Annotated in this window: 3 protein-coding genes; 2 read left to right on the top strand and 1 reads right to left on the bottom strand. The window is 49.1% G+C overall.

Annotated elements, in window-relative coordinates; genetic code table 11:
- The first annotated feature begins 742 nt into the window (after positions 1 to 742).
- Both Pan161_RS02270 and Pan161_RS02265 read left to right on the top strand, forming a co-directional pair.
- Positions 743 to 15,919: a LamG-like jellyroll fold domain-containing protein gene (locus tag Pan161_RS02270; protein ID WP_145223979.1), complete on the top strand. Its 15,177-nt coding sequence runs from the start codon at positions 743 to 745 to the stop codon at positions 15,917 to 15,919.
- 131 nt (positions 15,920 to 16,050) lie between these two features.
- Positions 16,051 to 21,189 carry a protein kinase domain-containing protein gene (locus Pan161_RS02265; protein ID WP_145223978.1) on the top strand — a complete coding sequence of 1,713 codons (5,139 nt, stop codon included), beginning with the start codon at positions 16,051 to 16,053 and terminating at the stop codon, positions 21,187 to 21,189.
- Here Pan161_RS02265 and Pan161_RS02260 read toward each other — a convergent pair.
- Complete coding sequence (locus Pan161_RS02260; RefSeq protein WP_145223977.1) at positions 21,186 to 21,791, bottom strand: glycine zipper domain-containing protein; 606 nt, start codon at positions 21,789 to 21,791, stop codon at positions 21,186 to 21,188. The genes Pan161_RS02265 and Pan161_RS02260 overlap by 4 nt on opposite strands.
- Positions 21,792 to 21,879: the final 88 nt, after the last annotated feature.

Here is a 21,879-nt window from a genome sequence, read left to right as displayed (position 1 = left end):
TAAATAAAACTCAATTTCGAAATCTGGGAGTACTCTTTTCAATTATCGGCTTCGTGGTTCAGACGGGAGCATCACCACTTTAGATAGCAGCAAGGTCTTTGTAATACCCCTAACCTGCCTGATACACAACGCCAATACCGCACCTAGAAGAAGTGTACGCAAGGCCATACAAATTCTGGTTATGGTTATTTAATGTAGGGAATTGTGAGTCATTCATGAAATCTAACCGAACAGGTCCCATACTTTATCAGTTACAATACGTACAACAGTTGAACTGGTTATAGGAAGCAGCACTAAAAACAGGGGCAAAACCGACCCCCAACAACTGATTAGACTGTATGTGACGTTTGTGCAGACATCTGCTTTGGATTTTTACGAGATGAATCTGCTCCGTTAAATATCGTTGACATAACATTGAGTGGGTAAAGATAATATGGGGGAGATATTCTGCCATGACACAGGCAACTTCCTGAGTGCACCGGGGACATTGCCGTGTTACTGTAAAACCAGGATTTCAGGGCCGGTCCTGCGTTATACCATCCCTGTTCTCGATCCCCCTCTAACTTGAGACACACAAAAATGGTATCTCTCAAAAAGGGATACCATTTTAATACATAAACTATTTTAGAGCGCGATCTATTAAACCAGAGTGTTTTCACATCTACTCCCTGCAGGGTCTGATTACCTGAAGACACTGAAATGAACCTGGACACAGGCAAAAACTCAAAGGAGCATCTTACACGTGCGATTTTTAAAATGGCTGAATCGATGCCTGGGCAAATCTCACCCTACTCCCAACCTTGAGTTTAACAGTCTGAGGCAGGACCGAAACGCAGATCTGGAATTGGTCCGACTGGAAGATCGAATTGTGCTCAATGTCACTGCAGGAGTTGACGTTTCTACCGGTGTGCTTGAGCTGAATCTGACTGAGACAGACGATGAAGCGACCGTCTCAGTGGTCAACGGTGGCGATACTCTTCAGGTCGACGATGGCCGGGGTATGCCTGGCAGTATTCTGCAGTTTGACCTGACGCAGATCTCATCCATTCTCGTAACAGGGATAGAACCCTCCCAGACGGTACAGTTTCTGGGAGACGAGTCGCTTGTCTTATCAGGTTCGGCCGATCTCACAGGATTCACGGGTGACGTCAATATTGGAATCCAACTGCAGGTCGATTCCGGTACGCCCCCCCAGTTCAGCACGGAATCCACGGTAACATACCTGGGGCAATTTGAACTGATGGGAGATCAATTAAATGTGATTCTGCCGAATCAATTGAATGCTGATGATGCATTCGTGGTTCAAATCAACGGTTCGAATCTGGAGATTCTCGATCCCGACCAGACGACTCCCCTGCTCTTCTCAACTCCCGCAGCGGGAGTAACTTCAATCCATTTTTCTGGCACAGATGGAGAATCAGATCTGCTGACTCTGGATTACAGCAACCAGGAACTGACCCAAATTGCCATTATCTTCGAAGGTGGCACGGCCGGTAATGATGCGCTGGAATTCCTAGGCGGCACGTTCGAGACAGTGACGCACGATTTGACCGGCGCCGGTTCAGGCACCATCGACATCAGTGGTAACGGGATTACCGAAATCAGTTACAGCGGTCTGGAACCACTCTTTGGTGGTGACAGTACTGCTGACAACATTGTCATCAATCTTCCCGCCGACACATTTGAGGCTGTTCTGGAAAACTCGGCGATTCCGGGTGAAATGCAGATCCGCAGTTTATCGTCTGAGTTTGAACTGACTACGTTTGCAGTCCCTGCAGATTCATTGACAATCAATACCTCCGGTGGCGGTTCAATCGTAAAATTGGTTTCATTTGACGTCGACTTTGCCCCCACCCATCTGATTCTCTCTGGCCACACTGGCGATACGTACCAGCTGACTGCCAGTGACCTGCTGGCTGATACCGTTTCCTTGACACTCGCTGGTGGAGCGACTCTGGATCTGGACAACTATGATGAAACCGTCAACAACTTTATTCTGGAAGATGGAACCGTCATCGTCTCCGGTGGCGTCCTGACGGCTCAGTCGAACCTTGATCTCCGCTCAGGCACAGTCAGCGCACAATTGAATGGAACCAACCTGGTTAAGAATGGCGCCGGAACTGTGATTCTGGATGCCTTAAATACTTACACAGGCCAGACCATTATCAATGATGGGACACTGCAACTGGCACAGTCTTTTGTTATTCCCGAAACTTCAAGTGTGAGCCTTACCTCGGCTTCCAGTGTGCTTGATGTGAATGGCGTCCAACTGTCAATCATTTCTTTGGAGGGGACTGGCAGAGTTTTGCTGGGAGGAGCGGCAGGATTACTCAACATTTTCATACCCACATCCACTTCTGCAACCTATGCAGGAGATATTTCAGGTGACGGCAGTCTGATCAAACTGGAAGACGGTGAGTTGATTCTGTCCGGAACCAATTCGTACACGGGTTCTACTTACGTACAAAGCGGAACATTAATCATTGATGGCTCACTCACCACTGCTGAAGTGACTGTGGATACAGGCGCAGTCCTTGGTGGTTCTGGCGTAATCAACGCGGATGTGACTGTTTACAGTGATGGAAGTTTTACGCCGGGGTCAAGTCCCGGCAGCATCAGCACAAAACACCTCACACTGGAAGCAGATTCTACTCTGGATGTTGAAATCAACGGAACCACCGCTGGTTCAGAATACGATCAGGTACAGGTCACCGGTGAAGTGAATCTTACCGGCGCGAAGCTCAACATCTCCAGTACATTTACCGCGGCAGCCGGAACCGAATTTCTGCTGATTGAAAACGATGACGTCGATCCGGTTGTCGGTGAATTTGTCGATCGTGCGGAAGGAACCCTGTTTACCTTTAACGGCAATCAGGTCTACATCACTTATAAAGGCGGTGATGGCAACGATGTGGTTCTGATTGTGAACAGCCCTCCTGTTGCCGATAACCAAGCATTCTCCATTGATGAAAACACCGGCAATACCACATCGGTTGGAACGATTGTCGCTACGGATGTGGATGTGCCACCGGACAGCCTGACTTTCGGCCTCACGGGGGGAAGCGGTCAGACGGCATTTGCCGTCAGTTCCACTGGTGAGATCACTGTTCTGGATCAAACACAACTTGACTACGAAACAGCGACTTCATATGAGTTGGAAATCCTGGTCACCGACAGTGCGGGGGCGACAGATACCGCAACCATTACCATTAACCTCAATCCGCTGAATGACAACGATCCGGTCATTGCCGATCAGACTCGCACTGTCGATGAAAATTCTGCCAATGGTACGAGTGTCGGTGCTGTGATCGTCGCCACGGACGCCGATTTGCCCGGTGACACACTTACATTTACGGAATCCGTAGTCAATGGATCTGCCGCATTTGACATTACTTCTGACGGACAGATTATTGTTGCCGACCAGAGCCTGTTGAACTTCGAAACCAATCCCACATACACCATGGATGTGATTGTTAATGATACCGGTTCAACGGCAACAGCCACGATCACAATCAACCTGAACGATCTGGCTGAAACGCTGGTCGTTAATCCGGTCGACTGGTCTGTGGACGATGTTACCATCATCAGAGATGGCAGTCAGATTCGCATCCTGGAGACCGGGACTTCCAATGAAATTGTGCCATCCCATGCTTTTGACAAAGTATCCGATGTGCAGATTACTGGAAACGGTAATGATAACATTCTGCGAATCGATATGAGTGAAGCCGATATCATCTCAATTGGTGGTATTAACTTTAATGGCGGCGCTGGCTCGAATACGATTGTAGCTCCCAACCAGGACAACGACTGGATAATTGACGGCGTCAATTCCGGTAGCCTGCTCACCGGAGAGGTTGTCTTCTCGAATGTGGAGAACCTGACTGGAAATGATGCCGCGGATACGTTCGTCATGCTCGATGGTGGACAGATTGACGGAACCCTGGCTGGTGGCATCGGTTTTAACAGCATCGATTTTTCAGCGGTAACAGCAGCGGTGACGGTCAATCTCAATGATGGCAGCGCGACCGGAATCAATTTGGCAACCGGAATCGACAAAGGCATCGGCGATGGTTCACTCGACAGAATTATCGGCTATACCGCCGGAACGACCTACCTGATTGATGGCGTCAACCAGGGGACCGTTGCAGGCATCGCGTTCGAAGCATTCAATCATCTGGTGGGAGCAGCCGGAGTAGATACGTTCCAATTCAGTGGTACGGGACAGATTACAGGCAGCATTGATGGTCTGACTGGAAATGATGTACTTGACTATTCCACTTCCACGATCGCATTGAATCTTATCCTCTCAGCCATCGGGACTACGGATGGCTTTTCCGGATCTGATTCATCCACACTGACTTCATTTGACAACATTAATACGATTGTTGGAAGTGCAAATACCGATTCCCTGACAGGCATCAACGCGACTGCTGCCTGGTCAATTAATGGAACCAATGAATACACGTCGACGAATAACCTGAGTTTCGATGGATTTGAGAATCTCTCCGGTGGTACTCAGGTCGATACATTTACGATCTCAGGCAGTCAGTCTCACAATCTAGCCGGTAATACCGGGAACGATGTCTTCACCTTTGCCGATGGAGCTACTCTGACAGGAACCATCGATGGCCAGGCCGGTTCAGACCAGCTTGACTACTCACTCTATACTTCGTCCATTGATATTGGATTGTCCATTCTGGGATCGTTTGATGGTCATCAGGGAACGGTGACTTCCATTTCTGGTGGATTTGACAACATCAATCAGGCCATCGCAGGGACAGGAGCAGCAGATCAGTTAACAGGCCGTAATGCTGACGCCACCTGGTCAATCGGAACATCCAAGAATTATGGCAGTACGAATTCCTTTGGCTTCTCCAGTTTTGAGCAGCTACAGGGAGGCAGTGAGACTGACCTCTTCATAATCTCCGGAAATCAGACGGTAGATATTAAAGCAGGCGCAGGAAATGATACGCTGCAGTTCAGCAATAATGGTTCAACCCTGAACGGAACATTTGACGGCCAGGCCGGGACCGATCATCTGAACCTTAGCAGCTATACCGCTGATCTGGACGTCACTTTATCGGCTCTCGGAAGCACGGACGGCTTTGACGGTACGGAAGCAAATAAATCAGTCAGTTTTGCGAATGTTGACCAGATCACCGGCGGCGATGGTACGAACTCTCTGACTGGTATTAACAGCGATGCTACCTGGACCCTGACTGGGGCCAATACTTACCAGAGTACCAATACACTCGACTTCAGTAGCTTTATTAATCTGACTGGTGGAAGTGCGGCTGATATTTTTGATGTCACTCCCGATGCAGAAGCTTTTACAATTGCAGGCGGTGATCCCGCCAATGATCAGCTCAATATTTATAACACGACAACCGATACTGCCGTCGTTTCTTCAAATGGGGATGGCTCAGGTTCGGTCACCGGCACTTTCTCCACGGTCACTTACAGCGAAATTGAAAAATTCACGATTTCCGGGGACGCCGATTTCCAGTTTGATGGAGGCGTCAGCAGTAAACAGATTGAGATCCGAGTCTCGGGTGACAATGTTGAATACTACAGTAGCGGCACTCTGATCGGTACCAGTTCTCTAGCAGACACCAGTAACATTACAGTGAACGGCAGTGATGGAGATGACAGCCTGACTGTCGACACTGCACTGGCTGCAGCTGGGATCGTGATCAACTACGATGGTAAGGGGCAGGATCCGGGTGGTGTTGGTGATGTCTTAAATCTACAGGGAACTTCCACGTCCGTCGAATACATCTTTGTCAACAGTAGTTCCGGCAGTATTCAAGTAAACGGCACAATGTCCGATTTCATTATCTACACCGATCTCGAACCCATTACTTCAACTGTCAATACAACAAATGTCACATTGAACTACAGTGGTGTTGACGAAACGATCACCATTTCAGACGCAGGTGGCGGTAAAACGACTGTCGACTCGACGGCTGGTGAAATCATCACTTTTGACAATCCCACTGGCACACTGACGATCAACACAGGTGCCGGCGAAGACATTATTTCTCTCGATTCATTGGCTACAAACTTTACAGCCAACCTCATCATCAATGGCGAGGGAGATGCTGATACGCTTTATGCAAACGACAGTATTTCATTCAATACAGGGAAGAACCTGGAATTCAACGTGGAGGATATCACCGTCGCCAACGGTATCAACCTGACTGCCTCTTCCATCGCGTTCAATGCCACAACGGTGGTACTGGACGGTGACCTGGTCTCTAACAATGTGTCAGGTGATGCGACCACTGTCAATGTATTAGGGTCGGCTGGCGGAGCTGACCTGCAGGACGCTGTCGATATCGCAGGCACAGGTGGAATCATCAATATTGCTGCCGGCAGTTACTTGACGAATGGAACTCTTGAGGTTGACGAATCGGTCTCTCTGCTGGGCGCAGGTAAAGACGTTGTCGAAATCCGCAAAGCCGGCGCCCCGACTGGAACGTACGACATTGCCGTTAACATCTCTGCTGATAATGTCACCATTACAGGGGCACAACTGGGTTGGGAAATTCACACGTCAGCCACAGACTACCGTGGATATGTCCTTTATACTTCAGCTGACTATACGATGTTAAATAATCTGCTGTTCGGTGACAATTACCGCAGTGCAGTTGTGTTTGAAGGTGCAGACCATCTGGAAATCTCTGACTCGATCTTTGAAGGCATCTACGGACGCGCTGCGATCAGAGATGGAAACAGCGGGAGTGGGGAAGACTTTCTGATCACCCGTAATGAATTCCGCGAAGACCATTTCCGCTGGGGGCCGATCTCGATTGGACCACAGGGCACATTTGGAGATCCGTACAACAATGCCTTCAGTGGAGAAATCTCATATAACTACTTTGGTAATGGCCTGATCGCTGGCGACTTCCAGGAAGCTGGAGACCAGAACTACACTCTGACGATCACCAATGGTGGTATGACCGCCGATGGCATCGCTATCCTACATAATACGTTTGACTGGCAGGATTCCGCTGTTACCAATGGTAACGGAATCTACGCACAACCAGGGGGAATTTACTTCGATCCTGCCCTGTCTGTTGCTGTGGATAAGGTATACATAACCGACAATATTTTTAATGGTTTCAGCTACGATGGACCGCAGCCGACAACCGACCCTCTCTGGAATCCAGGTGGCGGTGTCTTTGGGGGGGCGCTTGAATTTGACGGCGTCGATGATTTTGGTCTGTTTCAGGATGCCAGTTTTGATGTTGGTACCGCGGGAACTCTCAGCTTCTGGGTTAATATGGATGACCAGGGCCGTCGTAATCAGTTCTTCGAGGGTCCCAACAATGGCGGTATGGAATTCCAGTATCGTACTAACGGTGGCGGTCAGTTCTTCGGCAGCCCCAATCGTAATGATGGCAATGGAAACACCTATATTATTCAGGACGGCGGAGCCGGAGGAACAACGGGAGACTGGCAGAATATCCAGTACACCTGGGATTTCAATGGCGCTTCTGGCCCTGAAATGCACCTTTACATAGGTGGTGCAGAGGTCGGCTATCTCAGCGGAACTTACGATGCCGATCTAAGCCAGTGGACAGCCACTGTCAGTACGGTCAATGAGCTGATGAATGTGGGCCGTGACCCGGGTGACGTCACTCGCTTCTTTGATGGTCTGATGGATGATGTCGCCTGGTTCAATGCAGCTTTAGATCAGGCCGATCTCGATACCATCCGCACCAGTATTAATGGTGCGGCGGCGCTCTCAGGTGACGGTCGTATGGTCGCGCACTGGGATTTTGATGAGACGGCAGGCAATATTGCCATTGATAACGTCAGTGGGATCGAAATGCTAATATCCACCAATGGGATTGTCCCCTTTGGTCCGGAATTCAAACCGGGAGAGGGTCAATTTGGTGGGGCTCTGGAATTCGACGGTATCGATGATTTCGCTACCTTCCAGGATGCGACCTTCGATGTCGGTTACCAGGGAACGCTCAACTTCTGGGTCAAGATGGACAATACTGATAGACGGAATCAGCTGTTCGAAGGCCCCGAAAATGGTGGGATGGAGTTCCAGTATCGTGACAATAGTGGCGGTCAGTTTTATGGTCGCACACAGGATGGCTCCGATTTCACAATCCAGGGCGGTGGACAGGGGAGTGCAGCTGGCGACTGGACAAATATTCAATATACCTGGGACGCCGATACCGGCGAAATGCATATCTATATTGATGGAGTTGAGGATCCTTATCTTACCGGCTATGACCAAAACCTGTCAGGTTTTGACAGCACTCATTTTACAGATACGATCAACGGTCTGATGAATGTGGGACGGGATCCGGGAGACCCTTCACGTGCTTTTGATGGTATGATGGACGACATCGGCTGGTTCAATGACGTTTTGTCAGAAACAGAACGTCTTGATATTATGAACAACAGCATTGGAGGCTCTGCTCTAAATGGTGATCCGCGCCTGATTGCTTACTGGAATCTGAATGATACCGCCGGTACTACCATCGCTGCTGGAAATGGTGGCACGACGATTCAACTCTATATTCAAGCAGAGCCTCCCCTGCCCCCGATTCAAGGCTTCGGAGTATTAGCTCCCCTGAATGCAAATGTGACTTATAATACCTTCAATGGGAATGACCTGGATTCTAACGTCACTCTGGATTCAACCAATACATTCGGCGATCCTCTGTTTGCTTATGCCAATGATCCGAACTACTCACCAACCGAATCACTGGAAGTACAGTTCACCATCGGTTTTGGCTCCGCGGCCGCCTATGGTTCTTCTGAATTTGACGCAGACACTAACACTACGACACCGCATATCGGAGCGTACCAGAACCCGCCGACTCTTTACCCCGGTATTTATGGAACCGGTGATATCGTCATTTATGGAACTGGTCAGGACGATCTGCTCGAAGTCACTTTCACCAGTGAAAATGAAGCAACCTTCGTATTAACACGCGATGTTACGGGAACTCCCATCATTCTGGATACGGTCGTGCTGACCGACATTACTTCAATCACTTTCTATGGTCTGGATGGCGACGATGTCTTAGTCCTTAACCAGCCTGATGACGGGTTTGCTAATCCTTCCGGCGGCATCTTCTTTCATGGTGGTTCGCAGAACAACGACGGTAATTATCTGAATAACACCAGCGGTGGCGATACTCTGGTTCTCGATTATGCAAATCCACTGGAAGCTGATGAAGCGGATTCGGTCGCTTACGTCTTCACCCCTGATTCCGTTCCTGCCGAGGGGGAAGATGGTAACATTACGATTATGTTTAACAGCCTGCTCCCCATGGGGAGTCCCAGCGATGGTTCCACCACAATCACATTCACGGGTCTGGAACCGATTATAGATAATCTGCTGGCAACAAATCGCGACTTTGACTTTACTGACGCTGTCGAAACCATTTCTCTGTCAGACGATATTGGTCTGGTCGATCACTATTCTTTTATTGATTCCGATGCCAGTGAATCCGTTCTGTTCCTGAACCCCAGTAATTCGTTGACAATTCGGACTAACAGTGCGGGTACCGCTGCGGGCGTGGATACCATCCTGGTTGAAAGTATTGATAGCCAGTTCAAAGCCAGCCTTTCAATTTTGGCAGGGGATGACGATCCGGTGACGATCAAGCCTTCCCTTGATCTGGGGCCCGGAGACCTGTATATCCTCGCGGAAAGTGCAGAAATCCGGGGAAATATTACTGCCGCTTCTGTTGAAATCGACACCCTGGGACTCGACGCCATCTCATTTACGGGGACAGGAGCAACTGTCACGACGACCGGGTTACAGTTGTATCATGACGCTGTCAATTTTACGAACGATATTACGCTTTCCAGTACAGACGGAGACTCGATCGAATTTGTCTCAACGGTCGATGGCGGTATCAACCTGATCATCAGCACCGCAGGCGATACGATCTTCGGCGGCTCTGCAGGTAATACAGACCCACTCTCAACTCTAACTACAAATAATGGTGGAACTACATATATTAATGGTGGTCTGGTTCAGACAACAGGAGCCCAACTATATCAGGATGATGTAGTTCTTGGAGTTTCGACGGTATTCATTTCGAATACCTCTGACGATATCACCTATAATGCATCGGTTACAGGTGGAGATGGTATTACCGTTGATATCAGTTCCACCAACGACATCAACATCAATGGCGCGTTCACGACCGACGAATATATCTCAGCGGTCGCCGGAAATGATGTAATAATCACTGCCCTGGTTTCCAGCACCCACGGCAGCATGACTTTCATTGCCGACAATGATATTCATCTGACATCCTCTGGCAGGATTTTTGCGCAATCCAGCAGTCAGATCACACTGACGGCTGACAAAGACAATTTGGGTGGAGGCGCGATTACTCTCGACTCTGGCAGTTCCATCGAATCGCAGGATGGACAGATTCTGATGTCTGCCTACGATAATGTCGCCCTTTCTTCGATCACAACAACGGAAGGACTGGTTGACATCACCTCTAAGAATGGTGGTATCACTGACAACGACAGTACCGGCGCTGCTAATATCACTGCCAGCCAGTTAATCATGAACTCTTATTTGAGTGTCGGCAAATCGACGGATGCTATCAACACAGCGGTTTCTTTCCTCGAAGCAAATGCCGGACAGGGAGGATTAATACCTGATGGTGGTTTCTTCCTGGATAATATCGGGGACCTCACAATTGGTGGCATCAGTTCTCAGGTGGGGCTGAAAGCAGAGGCTAATATTCTGGTCAATGTCACGGGTACTCTGGATGTCGTTGAAAACACACAATCAATGGCAGGTATCATCACAATTGATTCCACTGATACGATGACATTCGATTCCGGTGCAACGGTGTCTACAATGGGAACAGCCGCGATGCTGTTGACGTCATCCCGAGACATCATCGTTAAGAACAGCAGTGTGCTCAATACAGTGGACGGAACCATCACTCTGATTGCCGATAATGCTGTGGGCTCCAACGGGTATTCCATCACTATGGAAGATGGAACGCAGATCAACAGTGTCACAGGAACCATTAACCTGACTGCAGATGGAGACGTGTTACTCGGCGGAGTATTCACCGGTGGAACCGTCAATATACAATCTCACTCCGCATCCATTCTTGACAATGGTATTACTCATACCGACATTACTGCATCAGTAGCCATTCTCAACGCAAAAAGTGGAATTGGGACCGGCAATCCACTGGAAACAGAGATCGGAACACTTTCTGCAACAGTGTCCGCAGCAGGTGGTTTATTTGTTAATAACAGTGGCGTCGCCATCAATTTGCTGCACTTAACCACCTTCGATGGCGAAATCGTCATCAATTCAACAACGACGATCACGGCTACTTCTGTTTTATCAACCAATGATTCAAGCTACGATAATAATGACATCACCTTAACTGCCACAGGCAGCAGCAGCGATATACTCGTCACCACAATTAAAGCGGTTGGAAATGCTGACGTAATATTAACTGCCGATGATGGGATTCTCGACACGGCGACTGATGGTCACTGGATTACCGCAGACGACCTGCAATTGACCTCCAGCAGCGCGGGACTGACGGCCGACGGAATTGAAGTCGACACCGACGTCAACAGCATTACCGCAGAGGTGAATACCAATGCGGGAGGAATTCACATCGATGAAGTGGATAGTGTTACATTGACTCAGCTCACTACATTTGACGGGTTTATTACTGTGAATGCCGGCGGAACCATCAATGCAGTCAATGTAAACTCAAACAATAAAACCATGATAGATCCAGACAATGGGATTACACTGACGGCAACTGGGACTGAAAGCGATATTATTGTCACCACATTAAATGCAATCAATACGGCAACTGCACTAAACACGGCCGACATCACCCTCGATTCTGGTCGCGATATATTGGACTCAGACAGCAGCGACACCAACTGGACTACAGGGGACCTGTTAACAATAACTGCTGGTGGCAAAATCGGCGGCATTGCAAACATCTTTACGGATGCAGGCCTGGATCCACTGCAGACTTCCGTCAACCAGATGAATCTCACCAGCAATGCGCTCATCGATCCACAAATTGCGATTCACAATTTCGATACAACGCCAGTGCTACACAAACTGGACGCAGGCCCCGGAACAGCCGGTACCACATTTTTGAAAGTAACCGGTGGTGACATTGATGTCTCTTCCACAGACGGTGTCGATAATTCTCAGGACACGATTGGCCTGGTTTCTGATGGTTCGATCACGGTTCGCCCAGATTTACAATCTGCCAATTTACGACTTGATGCTTTTGAGATCGTTAACAAAGGTGGCGGGGTCATCGATATCAATGCAGTAGACACAATTTTATTCCAGTCACAGTCAGCGCAAACAGTTCAGATCACAGCGCAAAGATTTGACGGAACAACAACCGGCAGCGAATTGATCATCAGCAATGACTCCCCTGCCCTCGAACTGGTTGATGTCAATTCCGATTCGATTGCGTTGCTCGGTGGAACGAATACGAATGTATCACTGAGCTCAACAGGCAGTATTACTGCTTCAAACTTGATACAGACACAAGGTTCGGGAACCCTGTTCCTACAGACGACCGATACTAATACGGACTTCACTCTGAATGCCAATATTCTAAGCAACGCAGGCGCAGTCACAATTATGTCCGCCGATGATATCATCTTCAAAGACACAACAAATCTCACCAGTACGTCAGGCAGCATTATTTTAACCGCTGATGCAGTCGGCGGTGGGGATACGCTCCTCGGTATCATGATGAATGACGGTACTCTCATCAACGCCGGCGATGGAACGGTCAGACTGGATGCGACCGACGATATTCAATTGAGCCAGATAATCACGACGAATGCGACAACTTCTGCGATCTACATTGAAACAGATTCCAGCCTGATTGACTCGGGAGACACTCTTGGGACAGGTTTACTCGTCAAAGAAGACCTGATCGCCAATAAATCCGGCGCACTGGTGACAATTATCGCAACAAAGGGTGTTGGTAAAGTCGCAGATTCTAATCAGCATATTGAAATGAATGTCGACCAGATTAACATCGTCAACGCCACGGCAGGTGAAATACAAATCAGAGAAACCAATGCACTGATCGTGCATGACATACTTCAGACCACATCGAACTCTGGAGATATTCAAATCCTGACTGGAGGAGATGTAACCCTTACCGGATTTATTGAGACGGACTCGAAGCATGTTCTCATTGATTCTCAGGCTGCTATTATAGACCAGAATGATGGATTACCTGACCCACTTAATATCCATGCCAGCAGCCTGACCATGAATGCTGTGACCGGTATCGGCACAGGTGATACGCTTGAGCTGAATGTGGACACATTCACGGCAGATACAACCGGCGGGGACATTCTGCTGCAGAATACAGCGATTACGTCGGTCACCGCAACCAGTATTACTACGGGCTCCGGAAATATCACGTTTTCCAGCGAAGGTGACATTCTGCTGGGTTCCGTGGCTGGTCCGGGCGGTATCATTTCCATCACCTCAGCCGGTGAAATCAATGATGCGGTTGACGATCAGGACACCCCTGTAATTGATATCAACGCTGTCGGCGGATCAATTACACTTCAGGCCGAAAACGGAATTGGTAATATTGACCCCGTTGAAATTTCCGGTGGTACACTCTCAATCAACACCACAACCGGTAACATTGATCTGAATAACACTTCTTCGACCGAAACTGGCGATGTCAGTTTTACCCGCCTGACCACAGGCAACGGAACTATTGATTTCCAACAATCAGGCGGCAGAGACACAACCTTCGAAGAAGTCGCAACGATCGGTTCCGCAATCTCGATCATCACTGATGGCTCGATACTATTTGAAAATCCGGGAATTCTGACCAATGTTGTATCAACGGATGGATCAGGCACCATCGATATTACCGCAAGCGGCTTGGATTCCTTGATTCAAGTCAATGATGGAATTCAGACCGCTGGCGGAACCATTGATCTGACAGCACAAAAGAGTCTGAATTTCGGTCCTGCCGGTGATATCGGCTCGAATAATGGAATGATCACATTACTGGCCGATTCTGCTAATCTGGGCGCCGGTGGTGGCGGAATCAGTATGTCTGATGGCACCATCTTTGATGCCGGAACTGGAAGCCTGGATTTACAAGCCGGTGATAATATCGACGTCGGTCAGTTAATTACAACTACATTCACACGACTTACAAGTACTGATGGTGGCGTGACTGATTCCGGTGATACCGGTGGCAGAGACATCATCTCCAACCAGTTGGTCTTCAAAACGGCAACTGGAGTCGGTTCAACCGACTCTATTGAGACTGCTGTGTCAATGCTGGCAGCAGTCAATACCGATGCAGGCAATATCCAGATCAATAACGATCTGGGAGGCGCTTTATTAACCATTGGCACCGTAGATGGCGTTGAGGGAATCACAAACTCAGCCGATACGCCGGGTGATATCATCATTTCGAATGCAAGTCCGCTGACCGTTAATATGCCCGTCGTCAATGGATCTGGTGGAAATATTGATCTGGAATCAACAGGGCCAGGTGACTTAACGCTGAATGCACCTGTCCGTGCCTTTGGTGGAAATGGAAATATAAATGTCGAGGCAGGTAACGGTATTCTCGATATCAACGACACGGGCAACACATCTGACTACAGCGTGGCAGGCACCGGAATCTTTTCAGGCCATGGAACCAGTGGAGTTTCCATTGATTCAAGTACCACTCTAAATTCACAGACAGGCGCCATCGCAGGCTTGCCACCTGACTTACGGAATATCCTCACTCCTCAGATTCTACCAACCGGTGTCGGAACTGTGACCGGTGACTTTGGACGATTTACGGAACAGAACTTCTTCATCACCATCGACTGGGGTGATGGCACTATTGAAACCTTCAATTTCGATAACCCCGGCTCATTCGAATTCCAGCATACCTATGCCGGGAATCCAAATCCACTAAACCCGGCGGCTGACATCCCGATTCTGGTCACAATGCAAGGTGATAAGCAGTTTACTTTCACTGATGGAAACAGCAGTCTGGATTTCACGACCCAATCAGGGTTACTGGAAACTCCTGGTGAAGGACTCGCGACCGTCGCGATTGACACGACTCCACAAGTGCCACTCCTGATCTTTCCGCAACAGGAAGTGATTCTCGATTCCACATCGAATTTCCAGAGTATCTTCACGAATAAAGAAACGCAGTTAATAGACTCAGCAATTAACGAAGCAAATAAAAATGTAGAGCGTCTGGTCTTTTTGAGAATCCTGGCCCCCAACGGCGATGTCATCGATGATGTCCCTCTCCAGGAATCAGATCTGGATAATCTGCCAAAACTGTTTAAAACACTGCCCGACGGACGCTATCAGATCTACCTGAAAGAAGCGGGAGAAGAACGAGTTCGTCTCCTGATGGATGTCGATATTCGTAATGGGAAAGCCAGTGATGTCACAGAGGAGCAGTCCGCTCCACCGACAGAACAAGATTCGGGTAATGGCACAAATCAGCAAAGCACAAGTCAACTGGATACAGAAGATCCACTTTCTGATTCACTGCGACAGATTGAGGAAATGGTAACAGTCATTCTTGCCGACAACGGGATTTCCGATTTAATGCAGGTCTGGTTCCCGTCTGAAGCGACTTACCTGGAGGGAGCGAATGAGTTTCCCCGACTGGATTCGAGCGATATTTTACGGGAAATCAACAAATCAGACTTTCGAGCCGAACACCAGCAGACGATCAGCGGCGAGCAGGCCTGGAGTAGCGCGGCACTGCTTTCAGGTTATTTTCATGGAAAATCGTTACTGAAGAAGCCAGCGACCACTGACGAGAGAGAAACAGCACTCGCGAAATATGGCAATCGGCTGTTGAATCGCCGTTACAATATTTATCGTAATAATCCCTGATGTCAGCTTTTGCTTGCATCATTCCTGTTATAAATAAATCAGATATCCGAACACAGTCATCATTCTCAATTATGAAAAGAGAGCAACGTTACGATCACTATCGACTGTAACGTCAAAACGCGGGTAACATTATGAATGACAATCCAGACAAAAATGAAGAAAACGAAGAATCGTCTGCTGAACTGAATGAGCAAAACGGCCAGACTCAATCCGATTCGGAATTTGATTCTGATGATCGCAGCAGCGAAATTGACCAGACGATTATTTCTGATCAATGGGATTCTGAAACGATCAGCAGTGATACCTTTGACACTGCTGATTCGGAAGAACTTTTCCAGACCCGCGATGCTGCAGAGTCGGGGCAGGATACGTTTGAGGATCTGCCATCGAATGATCAGACAATGGTCGACAGTACTGGCGAGGAGGACATTTATGACACGATCGTCGATCCTGACTCCAGTGACTCTGACCAGACCATGGAATCGGATGAACAAGGTGACTGGGCAGGCATGCAGACGATTAACGAAAACCCCGAAGCGCAGCCAGAAGACCGGAACGACCAGACCATGATTCTGGATGACTCCGTTGAGAATTCCGATATGGGAGCCACTTTTGTTGAAGATGGTAACTCCCCCTCCGATATCGAAGCCACCATGGTTTCTGATGATGTCCCGCCTGAGCTGATGGCGACCATGAATTCTGCCTGGGGTGATGACATGGCAACCATGGCAGAGCGTCCGGACATGACGATCAAGGCCCCTGATCTCCCCGCGGATTTAATTTCAAATCAGACCTCCCTGGTGATCAAGAAACGTGATTTCAGCGATACGACAAACTCAGAATTCAATGACAATGCAGAATACGAACTGCTGGAGATCCTTGGTCAGGGTGGTATGGGAGTTGTCTATACTGCGCGACAGACTTCGATCGACAGACAGGTCGCTGTCAAAATGCTGAAAAGCAAAACCGCGCAAAGCAGTGAGCAACGCCATAAGTTTCTTGCAGAAGCTGTCGTCACCGGTGAACTCGATCACCCGAATATTGTTCCCATTTACGATGTCGGCAGTAACAATTCCGGGGCGCTGTTCTACTCGATGAAAAAAGTCGAAGGACGTCCCTGGCTCAAAACCGTTCGAAAAAACACACTGGGAGAGAATCTTAACATTCTAATGAAGGTAGCGGATGCAGTCGCGTTTGCGCATTCCCGCAGCGTCGTGCACCGCGACCTGAAACCAGAAAATGTTATGCTGGGAGAATTTGGTGAAGTCCTGGTCATGGACTGGGGCCTGGCACAATCGACTTCCGGTTTCCGCAAATCAAGCAGCATTATTACGACTTCCAGCATGGGGGGAACTCCGGCTTACATGGCACCGGAAATGGCCACTGGTCCTGTTGATAAAATTTCGCCACTTTCGGACATTTATCTGCTGGGTGCCATTCTCTACGAAATTCTAACAGGACGGCCGCCGCATACCGGTAAAACTGCCATGAAATGTCTGATGGCAGCTGCGAAGAATAAAATTGTGCCAACCGAGAAAAAAGGCGAGCTGATTGAGATCGCCATGAAAGCGATGGCTTTGCGGCCACAGGATCGTTATCCCAGCGTGCAGGCCTTCCAACAGGCGATCTTGGCTTATCAGTCGCATTCGGAAAGTATCTCACTGGCAACTCGTGCCGATTCCGATTTGAATAAAGCCATTGAAACAGAAAATTACGAACTCTTTTCTCGTGCCCTGTTTGGGTTCCAGGAAGCCCTTTCGCTCTGGCCGGAAAACAGCACAGCGCAGGCCGGTGCTGAAAAATCAACACTCAGTTATGCCGGTCTGGCGTATGGCAAAGGTGACTATGACCTGGGACTCTCACTATTAAATTCAGAAGAACCCGCTCACCAGGAACTGGTTGAAAAGATTCGTGCCGCCCAGACAGAACGCGATGCACGTCAACAGCGTCTTCGCGCTGCGAAGCGCGTTTTTGTCGGTATGTTGGCAACCGTGATGTTTGTCGTTACGGGTGCCTTCTTCTGGATCCGCGCAGAAGCCAATCGTGCTCTAGAGGCAGAAAAAGTCGCTGAAACGGAACGCGACACGGCAGTCCAGGAACGTAAAAAAGCAGATGAAGCCCGCGCCCAGGAAAAAATAGAACGGGAAAAAGCAGACATTGCACGTGATGAAGCGATTGCTTCAGAAACAAAAGCGAAAGAGGCACAGAAGAAAGAAGCAGCTGCACTCGAGGTTGCTCTTTCTGAAAAAGAAAAAGCGGAAATCGAAGAGAAAAAGGCCATTGAAGCCAAAAAGAAAGAGGAATACGAAGCCTATATCGCCCGCATCGGCCTGGCCGCTGCGAAAATCGATGAAAATGCATTCGAAAGCGCAGTGGAATTACTCAACGAATGCCCCGAAAATCTGCGCAACTGGGAGTGGGGCCGTTTAATGCATCTCTGTTCCCAGAGCAGTCGGACTTTCGATGCTCAAGCTCCTATCGACGCGTTAGCGATTTCCCAGGATGATTCCCAGTTTGTAACGGGTGGCAAAGATGGTGTCGCCCGACTCTGGGACCGTACTACCGGAAGAGTCCTCGCCACTTTTGATCACCAGAAACACCCGGTTCTCGCAGTCGCCATCAGTCCTGACGGAAAAACGCTGGCTACAGGCAGCGAAGATCCAGCTGGATTTATCAAAGTCTGGGATCTTGATTCGTATGCACAAATCCCGATCACATTCAAAGATGCTTCAAAGAAAACTCCCTTTGATCAGGGGCATACTGAAGGCGTATTAAGCATTTCGTTTTCGAAAGATGGGAAACGCCTTTTGACCAGTTCTTATGATAAAACCGCCCGCCTCTGGGATCTGAAATCCGGCGATCAATTAAAACGCTACTGGGGACACAACTGGTGGGTCTGGGACGCGAACTTCTCCACGGATGAAAAACGAATTGTTACAGCCAGCCAGGATGGAACCGCGGTCATCTGGAATACCGAAACCGGAGAAAAAGGAGCCCCCTTCACCGGTCACCAGGGGCCCGTGTATTCAGCCCACTTTTCACCCGATGCAGAGAGTACACAAGTCGCTACCAGCGGCTATGATCGCCGGATTCTTTTATGGCGACCTGAAGATATCGTTCCTTACGATTTCTCAAAACTGGTCTCCGGTAAAGAAAATGAGCCACCAGCCTACGTCGCCTTTGATGGTCACCAGGAAAGTGTTCAGTCTGCGGAATTCACTAACGATGGAAAGATGATTATCTCTGCCAGCCATGACAATTCCGTCAAACTCTGGGATATTGAAACGACAAAAGCTCTGAAAACATTTCGTGGCCATGACAGTTGGGTTCAGAACGCGACGATCTTGAATGATGGTAAGTGGATCCTTTCTGCCAGCCACGATGCGCAGCTGAAATTATGGAACATTGCCAACTATGCTGAAATCCGTACCCTCAAGGGGCGGGTTCTCGCTCAGCATGTCGATGCGATTCTGGACGTTTCTTTCTCAAGCGATGGAAAACAGCTGGTCACCGCCAGTCGTGATAAAACCGCCATTTCCTGGGATGTTTCTACCGGAAAGCTCAATAAAGAATTCACCGAAGGGCACGCGTTCCTGGCTTCGAGCGCGGTCTTCCTGCCTGATGGCAAACGACTTGCCACTGCTGCTGTTGATAATTCGGTTCGCATCTGGGATATCCAGACTGGAACCGAACACAAACGATTTGAGCATACCGGCCGCAGTGCCGCTATTGCAGTTTCGTTTGACTCAAAACTGCTCGTTACAGGCAGTGATGAAAAGACGGTTCGCATCTGGGATATCACTTCAGGAGAACTGCTCAAAGAACTTTCCGGACATCATTCTGAAGTGAGTGCGGTCGCCATTTCAGCTGACAAACGATTCTGTGCCAGTGGCGATGCACGCGGACATTGTATGCTCTGGGATGTCGAATCTGGTGAATTATTACATAAACTGTCTGGGCATACACGACGAATCAGTGCGATTGCCTTTTTACCTGATGAAAAAACAGTACTCTCAGCCAGCGGAGATAACACGGTCGGCAGCTGGGATGTCGTGACAGGTAAAGAAAATCAGGATCAGATTCTAAAGCACCCCGATGCCATTCTGTCCATGGCCATTTTTGACCAGGGCAAGCAGGCGGCGACCAGTTGTGCTGACGGTCTCGTCCGCATCTGGGATCTGGAAACTTCCAAAGTCACACGAACCATTCAACCCGTAAACGGTTTGATTAACTCCGTCAGTGTCTCCCAGGATAATAAACGCCTCTTGACTGCGAATGTGCAACAACGCGTGATTCAACTCTGGGCTCTGGAAACCGGTGCCGAACTGAGAGTCCCGGGAAAGAATGGTCAACTCAAACCGTTTCTGGATTTTCGGACCAAAGGGGGCATGCTGTGGACCGCTGTCTTTTCGCCTTATCACAATTCGATTCTGACTGTCGGCGGACGTGATGCCCGGCTCTGGAACGACGTGACCGCGCAACAGGTCATGGCATTTCACCCACATGGTGTCGTTGCTTCTGCTGCGTTCTCACCAGATGGGAAATGGCTGGTAACAGGTAGCTGGGACAATTCTGCAAAAATCTGGAACACGCAGACAGGCCAGGCGGAAAAGAAACTGGAGCAGAAACACAATGGCTATGTCAACACCGTCCGCTACTCTCCGGATGGGAAGCTCATCCTTACCTCAAGTGATGATGGTACCGCGAAAGTCTGGAATGCCGAAAGTGGTGCCATGCTGATGAGTCTGGATCAACCCGAAACTCATGTGAGCAGTGCCATTTTCTCACCCGACGGATCACAAATTGTAACCGCTTCCAACGACAAAACCCTGGTCATGTGGGATGCGGGAAATGGCAAAAAATTGAAAACGTTCCAGGGACACGAATGGCCTATACGGGAAGTAGCATACTCACATAATGGCAAACGACTGATTTCCGGGTCCGAAGATAACACGGCGATTATCTGGAATATTGACACCGGGAAGAAAACTGTCCTCGCCGGTCATACCGCACCGGTGGAATCGGTCGTCTTCTCACCTGATGACAGCCGGGCCTTTACTGCCAGTGATGATGGCACGGCCAAACTCTGGGATACCGATTCAGGGAAAGAAATCCTCACACTCAGCAGCCATGCACAGGGAGTCACTTCGGTCGACTTTTCTCCAAACGGACGGTTTGTAGCAACAGGCAGCCAGGATGGACAGGCAATTTTATGGCTTACCGTTAACTGGAAGAACCAGGCGCCCCGGGTCGTGCAGTTAAACCGTTAAAAGTGAAAATGTCCGTGCATACCATAGCGTGGACGGACATAGCGTGGCCGCGGACGTGGTCGTACGAAAACAACAGATGGCGAACTGACAACCGTTGGTGCCTGTTGTACGACCACAGGCTGTGTTGAACTCACATAGTTATGCTGCTGCATGAATTCGATCAGTGGGTCGCTGAGACCCTGCTGTTTGAGAGCAATAATCGTCTGGGGGCTCAAATCGAATGCACCGCCACGACTGCGAATAGCGCCCATAATTACGGAGTCACTCACACCGCTGTGGGTCATCTGCAGGACATCATTGTTATGAATCGCAGCCCGGGCCATTCGTTCGTGATTTGCCTGGGCAATGGCCACGTCACGTTCTTCACGGGCATCTTCTGCATTTCCGATCAGGCTTCCCGCCAGTCCCCCGGTTGCGGCACCAATCAGTGCACCTGCGCCGGCGTTACCGGAATGATTCCCGATAATGGCACCGGTGATGGCACCGATTCCAGCACCATGGGCAGCTCCTGCTTCGGTGTGGTTCATTGAAGCACAACCAACCTGGGTCAATAATCCCAGAGCCAGCAGAGTAACCCCTGATTTATGTGACAGACAGTTCATTTGTGTGAATCCTTCCACCCTTCGCTTGCACTTTTTACAATCCTGGCGCAGTTTAAATTGTAAGAGAGTCCGTCCAATTGGCTCTCTC

The sequence above is a fragment of the Gimesia algae genome (assembly GCF_007746795.1).
Classification (GTDB): Bacteria; Planctomycetota; Planctomycetia; order Planctomycetales; family Planctomycetaceae; genus Gimesia; species Gimesia algae.
This window is presented reverse-complemented; position numbering and strand designations above follow the sequence as displayed.